Genomic DNA, 12,624 nt, shown 5'->3' with positions numbered 1-12,624 from the left:
ATGAGCATCGAAGTCAAGGTACCCGCGCTGCCGGAGTCGGTCAGTGAGGCCACCGTCGTCACGTGGCACAAAAAACCCGGCGACGAGGTCGAGCGTGACGAAAATCTCGTCGACCTCGAGACCGACAAGGTCGTCCTGGAGGTCCCGGCGCCGGAAGATGGCGTCCTCGGCGAGATTCTCAAACCCGAAGGTGAGACCGTAATGGCCGGTGAAGTTGTCGCGGTGCTGAACGCGGCCGGCGAAGGAACCTCGGCAGCCGCCGGCGGCGACCAGAAGACTGACGGGGAACCGGCCGCGGAGTCGAGTGCGCCCGCGGAACCTGCTGCCGAGGGTGAGATGCCCTCGCTCAGCCCCGCGGTGCGTAACCTCGTCGAGGAGCATGACCTGGATCCGCGCCGTATTCCTGGCACGGGGCGCAACGGCCGTATCCTCAAAGAGGATGTGCTGCGTTACATGGAACAGGGTGGAGAGGAGCCGCCGGCAGCCGCTCCCGCTCCATCCCCGGCGCCTGCGCCTGCGCCGAGCAGCGAGCCCGCCCCGGCCTCCAGCGCGCCGCCGGCCCAGGCCCCGTCGGCGGCCGTGCCCGCCGGTGAGCGCGAGGAGCGGCGGGTGCCCATGACCCGACTGCGCCAGCGTATCGCCGAGCGCCTCGTGCAGGCGCAACAGAATGCCGCCATGCTGACCACCTTCAACGAGGTCAACATGCAGCCGGTAATGGACCTGCGCGGGCGCTACAAGGACTCCTTCCTCAAGGCCCACGACACCAAGCTCGGGTTCATGTCGTTTTTCGTCAAGGCGGCGGTCGAGGCATTGAAGCGATATCCGGCGGTGAATGCCTCGATTGACGGTACGGACATCCTCTACCACGGCTACTACGACATCGGCATCGCCGTTTCCACCGACCGAGGCCTGATGGTGCCGGTGCTGCGGGATGCCGACCAGCTGTCGTTCGCCGAGATTGAGGCGGCGATCGCCGACTTCGGCCAGCGCGCCCAGCAGGGCAAGATCGAAATCGAGGAGCTGACCGGCGGCACATTCACCATCACCAATGGCGGTATCTTCGGCTCGCTGGTCTCCACGCCGATCCTCAACCCGCCCCAGAGCGGCATCCTGGGGATGCACAAGATCCAGGAGCGTCCCATGGCGGAGAACGGCCAGGTCGTGGTGCGGCCAATGATGTACCTGGCGCATTCCTATGACCATCGCATCATCGATGGCAAGGAGGCCGTGCAGTTCCTGGTCACCATCAAGGACATGCTTGAAGACCCGGCGCGTCTGCTGCTCGAGGTCTGATCCAACCGAACTCAGGAGTCATCATGGCGAATTCCTACGACGTCATTGTTATTGGAGCCGGCCCGGCCGGTTATGTCGGCGCCATTCGCTGTGCGCAGCTTGGCATGAGCGTGGCGGTCATCGACGAGTACCGGCGCAAGGATGGTGAGGCGGCACTGGGCGGAACATGCCTGAATGTCGGCTGCATTCCCTCCAAGGCGCTGCTCGATTCCTCTGAGCATTACCACCGCGTGCAGTCGGAACTTGCCGGGCACGGCATCCGGGTGGAAGGCACGAGCCTTGATGTCCCGCAGATGATCAAGCGAAAGGACAAGGTGGTCGCCGACCTCACCGGGGGGATCAAGCAGCTCTTCAAGGCCAACCGCATCGAGTGGCTGCAGGGTCACGGCAAGCTGCTCGCCGAACGGCAGGTCGAGTTCACCCCCCACAAGGGCAAGGCCAGGACGCTGACCGCGGATAGCGTCATCCTGGCCACCGGTTCACGTCCCATTGAGATCGGCGCGGCCCCACTGGATGGCGACCGGATCGTCGACTCGGCGGGTGCCCAGGAATTCCAGGAGGTGCCGAAGCGCCTGGGCGTGATCGGCGCCGGCGTGATCGGCCTCGAGATGGGCAGCGTCTGGAACCGGCTGGGATCCAAGGTCGTGCTGCTGGAAGCCCAGGAGGAGTTCCTCTCGCCGGTGGATCAGCAGGTCTCCCGCGAGGCACGCAAGCTGTTCGAGAAACAGGGCCTCGACATCAAGCTCGGCTGCCGGGTGACCGGAACCCGAAAAGGCAAGACCGTCAGCGTCCACTATGAGGACGGCGAGGGTAAGCAGAACCTGCAGGTGGACCGCCTGATCGTCTCGGTCGGGCGGCGCCCGAACACCGATGGGCTGTCCTCGGAGGATGCCGACCTGCTGACGGATGAGCGGGGCTATGTGCACGTCAACGACGACTGCGAGACCAACATCCCGGGTGTCTATGCCGTGGGGGATGTCGTCCGCGGGCCAATGCTCGCGCACAAGGGCTCGGAAGAGGGCGTCATGGTGGCCGAGCGCATCGCCGGGCATGCCGGGCACGTCAACTACGAGACGATCCCGTGGGTCATCTACACCGACCCCGAGATCGCCTGGGTCGGGCGCACCGAAAGCCAGCTCAAGGCGGCGGGAACGCCCTACCGCAGTGGCACCTTCGGGTTTGCGGCCACCGGCCGTGCCCGCGCCATGGACCGCGCCGACGGTATGGTCAAGATCATCGCCCATGCCGAGACGGATCGCATCCTTGGCGTCCACATGGTGGGACCGCAGACCAGCGAGCTGATCGCCGAGGCGACCCTGGCCATGGAGTACGAGGCCAGTGCCGAGGATCTGGCGCGCACCATCCATGCGCATCCCACCCTGTCGGAAGCGGTCCATGAGGCCGCGCTCGCCGTCGGGAAACGCGCGATTCACAAAGCCAACTAACGGTGATAGACGGGGCCACGGAAGTGGCCCTTTTCATGTCGGTCAAGGGAGGAGATCATGGCGGAAAACACCGCAGGGCTCAGAGGGATTACCGCAGGCGAAACCGCGCTCTGTACCGTCGGACAGGCGGGCACGGGGCTCACCTACCGCGGTTATGACATCCACGATCTTGCCCAGCACGCAGAGTTCGAGGAAGTCGCCCATCTGCTGCTCCATGGGCACCTGCCCACCAGCAGCGAGCTACGGGCCTATCGAGAGCGACTGCAGTCGCTGCGGGCCCTGCCCGAGGCGCTTCGGGCGGTGCTCGAGCAGATACCCGCCAATGCCCATCCGATGGATGTGATGCGCACCGGCTGCTCGATGCTCGGCAATCTTGAAACGGAAGCCGACTTCAGTGAGCAGGACTGGCATATCGACCGGATGCTTGCCACCTTCCCGGCGATCATCACCTACTGGTACCGCTACAGCCACGACGGCGTGCGGATCGACACCGACAGCGACGAGGCCAGCATCGGCGGGCATTTCCTGCGCCTGCTGCATGGCGAGAGCCCCGATCCGATGCATGTCCAGGTCATGCATGCCTCGCTCATCCTCTATGCCGAGCATGAGTTCAACGCCTCGACCTTCACGGCACGGACCTGCGCATCGACATTGTCGGATATTCACTCGTGCATCACGGGGGCCATCGGCACACTGCGCGGGCCGCTTCACGGCGGTGCCAACGAGGCGGCGATGGCCATGATCGAGCCCTGGCAGACGCCGGATGAGGCCGAACGCGAGTTGCTCGGCATGCTCGAGCGCAAGGACAAGATCATGGGCTTCGGTCACGCGGTCTACCGCAAGAGTGACCCGCGTAATGCCATCATCAAGGAATGGTCGCGCAAGCTCGCCGAGCAGGTGGGCGATAGCCGACTCTATCCCGTCTCCGAGCGTGTCGAGGCGGTGATGGCCCGCGAGAAGGGCCTTTTCTGTAATGCGGATTTCTTCCATGCCAGTGCCTATCACTTCATGGGGATTCCCACGCCGCTGTTCACCCCGATTTTCGTGATGTCGCGCCTCAGTGGCTGGGCCGCGCACGTCAAGGAACAGCGCGCGAACAATCGCATCATCCGGCCCAGCGCCGACTACACCGGCCCCGAGCTCCAGACCTGGGTGCCCATTGAGGAGAGAGGTTGAACCATGAGTGACGTGCGAGTGCGAAGCGCCGAGCGGCCCGAGCCGGATGCCCTGCTGCGGGAGCTGGCGGATTATGTGACCGGCACGACCATCAACTCCGATGAGGCCTACAGCACGGCCCGTTACTGCCTGATGGACACGCTGGCCTGCGGCATGCTGGCCCTTGAGTATCCGGCCTGCACCAAGCTGCTGGGCCCGGTGGTCGACGGCGCCGACATGCCGGGTGGCGCCCGGGTCCCGGGGACCCCCTTTCAGCTCGACCCCGTGCAGGCGGCGTTCAACATCGGCGCCATGGTGCGCTGGCTCGACTTCAACGACACCTGGCTGGCCGCCGAGTGGGGCCATCCTTCGGATAACCTCGGTGCCATCCTGGCGCTCGCGGACTGGCAGGCCCGCAAGGCGGTCGCCGAGGGTCGTGAACCGCCCGTGATGCGTGACGTGCTCACGGCCATGATCCGTGCCCACGAAATCCAGGGCGTCATCGCGCTGGAGAACAGCTTCAACCGCGTCGGTCTGGACCATGTCCTGCTCGTCCGTCTGGCATCGGCCTGTGTCAGCACCGCCCTGCTGGGCGGCAGTCACGAGGATGTCATGACGGTGGCCAGCCATGCGCTGCTGGATGGTGGTGCGCTACGGGCCTATCGCCATGCACCGCAGGCCGGACCCCGAAAGAGCTGGGCGGCCGGTGACGCCTCCTCCCGCGGGTTGCGTCTGGCGCTGATCACCCGTACCGGCGAGATCGGCTATCCCGCAGCGCTGTCGGCACCGACCTGGGGCTTCCAGGATGTGCTCTTCAAGGGCGAGGAAGTGAATCTCGCTCAGCCGCTCGGCAGCTATGTCATGGAGAATGTGCTCTTCAAGATCAGCTTCCCCGCCGAGTTCCATGCCCAGACCGCCGCCGAGGCAGCGATGACACTGCATCCCGAGGTGGCCGGGCGGATCGACGAGATCGAGAAGATCGTCATCGAGACCCAGGAGGCCGGCGTACGCATCATCGACAAGACCGGTGCGCTCAATAACCCGGCCGATCGGGATCACTGCATCCAGTACATGGTCGCGGTTCCGCTGATCTTTGGCCGGCTGACCGCCGCCGATTACGAGGATGATGTGGCGGCGGACCCACGTATCGATGCCCTGCGCGACCGGATGGAAGTGGTTGAGAATCCAGTGTTCTCGGAGGAGTACCTGGATCCGGACAAGCGTGCCATCGGCAATGCCGTACAGGTCTTCTTCAAGGATGGCAGCCAGACCGAGCGTGTCGCAGTGGATTACCCCATCGGTCATCGTCGGCGCCGTGATGAGGGCATTCCCGAGCTGGTCGGCAAGTTCGAACGGGCGCTGGCCACGCGATTTGCGCCCCGTCAGGCGCAGCATATCGAGGCCGCGTGTGGCGATCAGAACCGACTCGAGTCCATGCCGGTCAACGAATTTATGGACCTGTGGGTGCAGTGACGGCATCCTCGCCGTCATGAATATCTGGATCGGCAAGATTCTCGGGGCAGTCTTCGGCGGCATGGCCGGCGGATGGGTCGGTGCGCTCATCGGCCTCATCATCGGCAACTTCTTTGACCGTGCCCTCGCCCGCAAGGGCGGGGGCGGTCTGGGCGGTGCCTTTCGAGGCGGCGCGGGCCATCGGCAGATGGTCCATGCCGCCTTCTTCCGCAGTGCCTTCGTGGTCATGGGTCATGTCTGCAAGGCCGATGGCCGGGTCACTGAGGCAGAGATCCGTGTCGCCGAACAGGTGATGGCGCGCATGGATCTCAATGCGACACAGCGCGAGGAGGCGATCAGCTACTTCCGCGCCGGCCGTGATGGCGAGGCCGATCTCGAGCAGACACTGCAGGAGTTCCGGCGTTACTGCCGGGGGCACCTGCAACTGGTACGCCTGTTCCTGGAAATCCAGATCCAGGCGGCATTGGCGGATGGACAGTTCGATGAGGCCGAGCGGGCGGTCCTGCGCCGCATCGCCCTGGGCCTGGGTCTCTCTGAAGCCGACTACGCCCGGCTCGAGACCATGATGGGCGGGCAGGCGGCCAATCAGACCGGCACCGAGTCGGAGCTGGAGGCCGCTTATGACACGCTGGGTGTCTCCGCCGACGCCAGCGATGCCGAGGTCAAGAAGGCCTGGCGCAAACTCATGAGCGAGCATCACCCGGACAAACTGGTGGCGAAGGGGCTGCCTGAGGAGATGATGCGCATCGCCAAGGAGCGGGCCCAGGAAATCCAGGCGGCCTACGACACCATCAAGGCATCGCGCGGCATGCGCTGAACCCCTCCCCTCAATTCAGGGTCCCAGAGATAATGATGAAATTTCGCAATACACGGGATGGCTGGGGCGCCGGTGCGCAGCTGCTGCATTGGCTGATTGCCGCTGGCATCGCCACCGCGATGCTGCTGGGCTGGATCATGGTCAACCTGCCCAACAGCCCCGGTAAGTTCCAGCTCTACGCACTACACAAAAGCCTGGGGATCACGATCCTCGCGCTGGTGCTGCTGCGAATCGTATGGCGCTGGATTAATGTGGTTCCCGCCATGCCGGGTACCCTGTCGCCCCGGGAGCAACAGCTCGCTGGTGCCGGGCATATGGCCCTCTATGCACTGATGCTGCTGATGCCGCTGTCAGGTTATGTGCTGAATTCCGCGGCAAACTTCCCGCTCAATGTTTTCGGGGTGGTGCAGATCCCCAATCTGACACCCGAAAGCGAAACGCTGGCGGAGGTGGCGGGCGTCATGCATCTCACTTTTTTCTGGGTCCTTGCCGCCGTCCTCGTGGCGCATATTGGCGCTGCCCTTCGGCATCACTTCGTGCTCCATGATGACGTCCTGCGTCGCATGCTCCCAGTCCGCCGCCGCTGATTAGAGGGAGTGAATCCATGTTTCGAATGACGAGCCGTCCAGCCGGCCGATTCTTCCCCAGGCTCTGGCTCATGGCCGCGGCGCTGCCGATGGTGGCGTCCGCCGCGACCGAATGGAATATCGTGTATGACGAGAGTCGCCTCGGTTTTGAGGCCACTCAGCAAGGCGGGCGTTTCGAGGGCCGGTTCGAGGATTTCAGCGCGGACATGCGATTCTCCGCGGATGACCTCGCCGCCAGTCGGTTCGACGTGACCATTGAGACGGGAAGTGTAGAGACCGGCAGTAGCCAGCGTGATTCCAATCTCCCGGATACCGCATGGTTCAACACGGACGCCTTCCCCGAGGCCTATTACGTCACCCGGGAAATCCGTGCCACCGCCGATGGCTACGAGGCGGTTGGTGATCTGACGATCCGCGATAACACCCACGAGGTTGTTCTGCCCTTCACCTGGCGGACCGAGGGTGAGCGGGCGGAAATGGATGGCGCCGTCACCATTGACCGGGTTCGTTTCGGTGTTGGCCAGGGTGAATGGCGTGACCCGTCCGTGGCCGGCCATGAGGTCAGGGTGGTCGTCGACCTGACGTTACAGCGCTGATCAGCGCACCAGTCGTATACGATATCCGACTTCGCGACGCTCACCAGCGGCGAGGTCTACCACCCGGCTCAGGCCGATCGGCGTGCGCCGCCAGTCATCCTCGCCCTCCTCGATGGTCCAGCCGCCATCGATTCGCTCAACCAGGGTGATGCGATGGGCTTCGTTGTCGCGGTTATGGAGTGCGATGCGCCAGGCGATATCGATTTCGCCCTCCCCTTCGTCGCGATAGGCGGCCTGGACTCGACGCACCGTGACCGCGTCACTATTACCGCCGATGACAGCCGGCATGCCTTCGGCCGTCGTGGCGAAGCGTCCCTCACCCAGCGGGCGCGGTGGATTGTCAGTTGTCACGAGGGTGACTGGGGTGTCTGGCGCGGGCGGCTGCTCAAGGGCCTCGATTTCGAGCAGGTATTGTACGGCCGGGCGCCAGAGCGATTCGGCGGGCAAGTCGCCACGCGCCTGCGTCACCAGCGATTGTTCGACGGCAACCCGGGTCGGCGGCTTGGGCCGGATACGCAGTAGGGTGTTGGACGGCCATGGCCCCTGTGCCTCCAGATGGGTCATGCCGCCATTGCCAAGGGCAACGGACAGGCGGGCGTTGTCGAGATCTGTGCCGGTCCGATTGTCGACGGTGACGGCGGCAGTGAGCCGTGCGGGTGTCTCGGTGTCCTGGGCCGGCAGGGCCATCCGATAGTCGACACCCCGGTTCAGTCCATCGACGAGATAAGTCAGGGTCAAGCGCCGGCTGCCGCCCGCCTCGACGAACAGGCCCGCCTCCCAGGCGGATGCATCCCGACTGATCCGGCTGAGGCGTACCGGCTCTGACGGCCCGTCCAATTGCCAGTGCAGACTCAAATCACGCAGGGTCTGGGGCAGATCGCGGATGCGGATCCGGTTGCGCCCCGCCAGCAGTGCCACTTCACGTTGTTCCACGATGAGGGACGGGCCGTCTGCAGGCACCCGCACCTGCAGGCTGAGACGGTCGTCAGTCGCGCTGGTGAGGGCATCCGTACCGGCTTCCAGCGGCATGGCCTCCAGCGCTCGTTCACCCTCCATGGCGGGGGACGGTTCGGCGGTCTGCTGCGCCGGGGCAGACTGAACACCGACCGCGAGCAGCAGCACGGCGAGGGCGTGGCGGATCATCACGGCATTGACTCCCTTTGCTCAGAGGCCGAACAACCAGGCGAACAGCGGCACGAGGAGCGCCGTCAGCGCGCCATTGAGGCCCATGCCCAGGCCGGCATACGCTCCGGCCTGGTTACTGTGCTGAAAGGCCCGTGCGGTAGCAATCCCGTGGGCGGTGACGCCCACGGCAAAGCCCTTGACGGCCGGGTCCCGCTCGCCGAGAAGGCGCAATAGCGGAATGCCGGCCACGGCGCCGGTGATCCCGCTGAGCATCACGAACACAGCGGCAAGCGCGGCCTCGCCGCCGAGGTTCGCCGCGACGCCCATGGCGATCGGCGTCGTCGCTGATTTCGGCATCAATGACATCAGGGTCGATGGGCCGAGACCCAGGCCAAGGCCCAGGGCCACCGTGCTGCCGATGGCCGTCACGGAGCCCACCAGCAGGGCGATACTCAGTGGCAGCCACTGGCGTCGCAGCCGGTGAAGCTGGGCGTACAGCGGAACGGCCAGGAGTACCGTGGCGGGCCCGAGCAGGAAATGGACGTACTGGCCACCTTCGAAGTAGGTGTTGTACTGGGTGCCGGTGGCGAGCAGCAGCAGTACGACCAGGGTGATCGCGACCAGCACAGGATTAAGCAGGGGGAACCCGCCGGAGCGCTGGAACAGCTGCTGCGCCACCACGTAGGCCGAGACCGTGACCGCCAGCCAGAGAAGGGGTTGTTCGGCAAGGTAGACCCAGATCTGGAAAAGGTCGTCCATCAGGAATCTTCCCGGTTCATGCGTCTTAGCAGGAATTTCAGGGTAAAGGCCGTCACGACGATCGCGAGTATTGTGCTGATGCTGATCGTCAACAGGACGGCCAACCAATTGTCCGCGAGCAGGGCCAGATAGCTGATGACACCCGCGCCTGCGGGTATGAACAACAGCGACAGGTGATTGAGCAGGCCGTTCGCCAGTGCCTGCAGGGGTTTGGGCGGGCCGCCCTGGAAGATCAGGATCACCAGCAGCAGGATCATGCCGATGACGGGTCCCGGGATGGGGATGCCGAGGGCCCTGACCAGCGCTTCGCCGGCCAGCTGGAGAAGGAGGACCAGGGCGATGAAAGCGGGGATCACTGTGGTTTCCCCAGCAGTCGGTCGCGAGCCTCGTTAAGCCTTGCCGCCAGGTAGTCGGTGCCACCCCGATCGGGGTGCAGCCGTTGCATGAGTCGTCGATGGGCAGCCAGGATCTCTTCGCGCTCGGCATCCGGCGCAACCCCCAGCAGTTCCGCCGCTTCTTCACGACTCATGCGGCCGTCTGATCGGGCCGGGCGGTTGGCCCCGGCGCCATTGTCATCCGCAGAGGCGGCACGCCCGTGTCCCGTGAGCCGTGCGATCCAGGGCAGGAATCGCAACAGTGACGCCAGCCGCCAGATGAAGGGTAGCGCTGCGCTGACGGCCGCGAAGATCCAGTTGAGACGACCGGTGGCGGCGAGCGCGATGGCGACCGCGGCGATCGAGCCGAGAATGAGCATCGGCGCCCTTGCTCTCAGCCAGCCGCGGAATCGGGACGAGAGCATGAAGGCGAGGAACAGCACCAGGAGCAGTGCGCTGATCAGGCGGATCATGCCGGCTCATCCGTTGAGGTTGTGCCGGACTGATCCGGTCGCGACTGCTGACGATTGCCCGCCGATGCCCGCAGGGCGTCGCAGCGCCTCCGCCAGCGCTCGAGCCGCTGATCGTAGAGATCGAACACACACGGATCGCAGCCATTGCCACAGCACTCGTCAAGATCCGGCTCGCGGGGCGGCGGAGGAAATTCGTTGTCTCGACGCATCGCAGCGCTATCCCGTGACGAAGGCATGGGCGTGTCGGAGCAGAACCGCGATGACTGCCGCCACCGGCAGTGCCAGCAGAACCCCGGCAAAGCCGAACAGCTGACCGCCGGCGAGCACCGCGAAGATCACCACCACGGGATGCAGGCCGATGCGGTCGCCCACGAACAGCGGGGTGAATACGGCGGATTCCAGCACCTGTCCGCCCCCGTAAACGACCCAGACGAGTAGCAACGGAATCAACCAGTCATTGAACTGGAAGAGGACGGCGACGCTGGCCGCGGCAATGCCCACAATGAACCCCAGATAGGGTACCACCGCGGCAAGCCCGGAGAGCAGGCCGATCAGAAGACCGAACTGAACGCCAACGAGCCAGAGCCCCAGACCGTAGAAGATGCCGAGACTGATCATCACCAGCAGCTGGCCGCGCAGAAAGGCACCGACGACCTCGTCGCACTCGCGCGCCAGAGTGGCGGCGGTCCTGCGCCAGGCCGGCGGCAGGGTGTCCAGCGCCGCGGCGAGTACCCGGTCCCAGTCGCGCAGGAGATAGAAAGCCACGACCGGCACCAGTGCAAGGCTGGCGAGGGCGCCGGCCAGGGCGAGGCCCGAGCGGGTCAGTCGCTGGATCAGCTCTGCCGCGACATTGCCCGTGGACTGCCAGTGCTCCGAGACCGCGGTGCGCAGGGCGGCAAGGTCGAACGTGGCGGGGTCGACACCCAGTGTCTGCTCCAGCCAGGGGATTGCCTGTGACTGCGCCCACTCGAGCATGGCCGGTAGCTGCGACTGCAGCATATTGATCTGGCGGCCGACGAGCGGGATGAACATCAGGACCACGGCGGCTGCCACCGCTGTCAGGCCAAGGAAGACGAGGCTGACGGCAAGCGTGCGATTCAGTCCCACACGTTGCAGCCGGCGGGCGAGCGGATCACCGAGATAGGCGAGCAGCGCACCAGCCAGGAAAGGCGTCAGGATCGGACGTAACCAGTAAATCAGGAAGCCCGCCAGTACCAGCAGCGCGAGCCCGAGGCCGGTTCGGTAAATGCGCGTTGCATCATTCATGCTCGCGAGGATAGCCCAGCGCGGGCGCGGACGCAGCCGGGGGGCTACATCCTGAGGGGATTCGCGATAAGGTAGGGCAAGAACGCGAATACCAACGGGGGAAATGGTGTGCGCAATCCCAATCGCGTCCTGATCTGGATCGTTGTTTTCCTGGCCGCTGTTGCGGCAGTTGGCGGAATGCTTCTGCAGCCGCTCAGTGACGCCTTTCTCGCCAATCCAATTTTCAATGGCATGATCCTGGCCGTGCTGTTCATCGGCCTGGTCATTAACTGTCGCCAGGTCGTGGTGTTAAAGCCCGAAGTCGACTGGGTGGAGCGGTTCCGCCATGCCGAAGAGGGTGACGCCCCGTCGCTTCCCGGCACCCGCCTGCTTGGCTCCATGGCGCGTATGCTCACCGGCCGGCGTGGCGACCGCTTCAGCCTCTCGGCCATGTCCATGCGCACGGTGCTGGATGGCATCCGCACCCGTCTGGATGAGTCTCGGGACATCTCGCGCTATCTCATCGGCCTGCTGGTGTTCCTCGGTCTGCTGGGCACCTTCTGGGGGCTGCTCGATACGCTTCGTGCGGTGGGTGCCGTGATCGCCAATCTGAGCGTTGACGGCACCGATGCCGGACAGATCTTCGCCGATCTCCGGGATGGTCTGCAGGCGCCGCTGACCGGGATGGGTACCGCGTTCAGTTCGTCGCTGTTCGGGCTGGCCGGCGCCCTCGTCCTCGGGTTTGTGGATCTGCAGGCCTCTCATGCCCAGAACGGCTTCTATAATGACCTGGAGGAGTGGCTATCCGGTCAGACGCGGCTGTCCAGTGGCGCCCTCGGGGGGGATGGCGAAGGCTCGGTGCCCGCCTATATTCAAGCCCTGCTCGAGAATACCGCCGACAGTCTCGATAAACTCCAGCGGATCATGGCGCGCGGCGACGAGGAACGCCGTAGTGTGGATGCGCGCATCATCGAGCTGACCGAGGAGGTGTCGCGTCTGGCCGAGCAGTCCCATACGGAACAGCGTGGGCTGATCGGGCTTACCCGCACCCAGTCGGAGTTGCAGGGCGTGCTCGGCCGGCTGGCCGATGTCAGCGAGACGCGTGGTAGCCACGACACGGAACAGATCGAGCAACTCCGGGCCATGGCTCAGGGGCTGCAAGAGCTCCGCCAGGAGCTGGTGGCCGATCGCGAGCGCTTGATGACCGAGCTGCGGGATGAAGTCAGATTACTGACGCGCACCGTGTCGCACCTCAACAACGGCGGCATGGACTGACGACCTG

At 64.9% G+C, this 12,624-nt stretch carries 14 protein-coding genes; 8 read left to right on the top strand and 6 right to left on the bottom strand.

What is annotated here, in order from left to right:
* From odhB to V6X30_RS08260, 7 genes are read left to right on the top strand one after another with little or no spacing between them, the layout of a single operon-like run.
* Positions 1-1,293: a 2-oxoglutarate dehydrogenase complex dihydrolipoyllysine-residue succinyltransferase gene (odhB, locus tag V6X30_RS08290; protein ID WP_367984143.1), complete on the top strand. Its 1,293-nt coding sequence runs from the start codon at positions 1-3 to the stop codon at positions 1,291-1,293.
* Positions 1,294-1,316: 23 nt separating this feature from the next.
* A complete protein-coding gene (gene lpdA / locus V6X30_RS08285) occupies positions 1,317-2,738 on the top strand; it encodes a dihydrolipoyl dehydrogenase (protein ID WP_367984142.1) in 1,422 nt (473 codons plus the stop codon).
* 57 nt (positions 2,739-2,795) lie between these two features.
* Entirely contained in the window at positions 2,796-3,914 is a 1,119-nt protein-coding gene (prpC, locus tag V6X30_RS08280; RefSeq protein ID WP_367984141.1) for a bifunctional 2-methylcitrate synthase/citrate synthase, read from the top strand.
* Between the two features lie 3 nt (positions 3,915-3,917).
* On the top strand, positions 3,918-5,366 hold the full coding sequence (locus tag V6X30_RS08275) for a bifunctional 2-methylcitrate dehydratase/aconitate hydratase (RefSeq protein WP_367984140.1): 1,449 nt from the start codon (positions 3,918-3,920) through the stop codon (positions 5,364-5,366).
* A gap of 16 nt (positions 5,367-5,382) precedes the next feature.
* Positions 5,383-6,183, top strand: a complete 801-nt coding sequence (djlA, locus tag V6X30_RS08270) for a co-chaperone DjlA (RefSeq protein WP_367984139.1) — start codon at positions 5,383-5,385, stop codon at positions 6,181-6,183.
* Positions 6,184-6,218: 35 nt separating this feature from the next.
* Entirely contained in the window at positions 6,219-6,770 is a 552-nt protein-coding gene (locus tag V6X30_RS08265) for a cytochrome b (protein WP_367984138.1), read from the top strand.
* 17 nt (positions 6,771-6,787) lie between these two features.
* Positions 6,788-7,366: a YceI family protein gene (locus V6X30_RS08260; protein ID WP_367984137.1), complete on the top strand. Its 579-nt coding sequence runs from the start codon at positions 6,788-6,790 to the stop codon at positions 7,364-7,366.
* On the opposite strand, the gene V6X30_RS08255 is transcribed toward V6X30_RS08260, so the two are convergent.
* Genes V6X30_RS08255 through V6X30_RS08230 form a run of 6 tightly spaced genes read right to left on the bottom strand, consistent with a single transcriptional unit; the run spans position 7,367 to position 11,363 of the window.
* Positions 7,367-8,509 (bottom strand): hypothetical protein, encoded by a 1,143-nt coding sequence (locus V6X30_RS08255; protein ID WP_367984136.1) that lies wholly within the window; start codon positions 8,507-8,509, stop codon positions 7,367-7,369.
* A 21-nt stretch (positions 8,510-8,530) separates the two neighbouring features.
* On the bottom strand, positions 8,531-9,250 hold the full coding sequence (locus V6X30_RS08250) for an LrgB family protein (protein ID WP_367984135.1): 720 nt from the start codon (positions 9,248-9,250) through the stop codon (positions 8,531-8,533).
* Positions 9,250-9,606 carry a CidA/LrgA family protein gene (locus V6X30_RS08245; protein ID WP_367984134.1) on the bottom strand — a complete coding sequence of 119 codons (357 nt, stop codon included), beginning with the start codon at positions 9,604-9,606 and terminating at the stop codon, positions 9,250-9,252. The genes V6X30_RS08250 and V6X30_RS08245 overlap by 1 nt, the downstream gene beginning before the upstream one ends.
* Positions 9,603-10,097: a J domain-containing protein gene (locus tag V6X30_RS08240; protein ID WP_367984133.1), complete on the bottom strand. Its 495-nt coding sequence runs from the start codon at positions 10,095-10,097 to the stop codon at positions 9,603-9,605. The genes V6X30_RS08245 and V6X30_RS08240 overlap by 4 nt, the downstream gene beginning before the upstream one ends.
* Positions 10,094-10,306: an oxidoreductase-like domain-containing protein gene (locus V6X30_RS08235; RefSeq protein WP_367984132.1), complete on the bottom strand. Its 213-nt coding sequence runs from the start codon at positions 10,304-10,306 to the stop codon at positions 10,094-10,096. Before V6X30_RS08235 ends, V6X30_RS08240 begins: the two co-directional genes overlap by 4 nt.
* A gap of 7 nt (positions 10,307-10,313) precedes the next feature.
* On the bottom strand, positions 10,314-11,363 hold the full coding sequence (locus tag V6X30_RS08230; protein ID WP_367984131.1) for an AI-2E family transporter: 1,050 nt from the start codon (positions 11,361-11,363) through the stop codon (positions 10,314-10,316).
* 108 nt (positions 11,364-11,471) lie between these two features.
* Here V6X30_RS08230 and V6X30_RS08225 point away from each other — a divergent pair, with 108 nt between their 5' ends.
* Positions 11,472-12,617, top strand: coding sequence for a flagellar motor protein MotA (locus V6X30_RS08225; protein WP_408022360.1), 1,146 nt, complete (start codon positions 11,472-11,474; stop codon positions 12,615-12,617).
* Positions 12,618-12,624: the final 7 nt, after the last annotated feature.

The organism is Spiribacter sp. 1M189 (genome assembly GCF_040838345.1).
GTDB lineage: Bacteria > Pseudomonadota > Gammaproteobacteria > Nitrococcales > Nitrococcaceae > Spiribacter > Spiribacter insolitus.
This window is presented reverse-complemented; position numbering and strand designations above follow the sequence as displayed.